The organism is Microbacterium umsixpiens (genome assembly GCF_053543675.1).
Window position 1 is genome coordinate 2,023 of sequence record NZ_JBLVOH010000023.1, and the last position, 988, is coordinate 3,010.

Consider the following 988-nt stretch of genomic DNA (forward strand, 5'->3'; position numbering starts at 1 on the left):
CCCCCCACTACGGCGTCTACTCCACGGGCAAGGTCGTGTACACGACGAGCCACACCCACTCGTGCGGCACCGTCGGCCTGCACCCCGAGCAGACCGAGCGCGTGCATCGCTACTCCGAGGCCTTCACAGCGGATGCTCGCGGAACGCTCGGGCATCAGCCGGCCGCGCCCAACTACAAGGACTGGGTGGGCACACCCGCCCCCTCGGCCTACAACTGGACTCCGGACTGGGCCGTCGGCGTGACCTCAGGACTGGGTCAGGCGGGCCTGTCGATCACGGGTACGGGAGACATGATCTCGATCGGCGGTGAGTTCCGCTCGGTCAACAACGGGCAGTTCGAGGGCATCGTCCGCTTCTCCACAACACCTCCGGGAGGAGCCAAGGACGGGCCGCGTCTCTCCGGCGACAGCTGGACGGGAAGTGTCGCGCCGAATGCCGAGGGCACCGAAGGCGTCACCATCACCCTCCCCGCCAACTGGGATCGGGACGACCTGACGCTGACGTACGAGCTCCACCGCTCGGACAGCACGACGCCGGTGGCCACGACGACCGCCGACGCCACCTGGTGGAACCGACCGGAGATCACCCTCGTCGACACGACAGCGACGAGCGACACGTCAGTGGAGTACACCGTGGTGGCGAAGGATGCCGACGGGGACACCGCCACCAGCGGGGACATCGCCATGGGGGCAACGAACTAGCCGAGGCTGATGGCAGCCCTCTTCACGGGGCGCATCCCATATGCTATTATTTTACATGTCGGTAGCTATCGTGCTCCGACTGGGGTTCGTCGTTGCGGACCGACCGTGTGCGGACTCGTGGGGAAGCCGTCTCGGTGAGGGAACGCACGGCGATGGCATGCCGGCCTGAAGGTCGACATCAAATCACTGGGGAACAACACATGGGGAACATCCTTGCGCTGAAGCGCGTCCGAAAGGCGGCTATCGGCGCCGTCGTCGGTGTCCTGGTCGTGAGCGGCCTGGTCTCG

Annotated in this window: 1 pseudogene; it reads left to right on the plus strand. The window is 66.2% G+C overall.

The annotated features are described in order from the left end of the window. Positions 1–701: pseudogene (locus ACNPM4_RS02085) on the plus strand (PKD domain-containing protein); the annotation flags it as partial. Positions 702–988 lie beyond the last annotated feature (287 nt).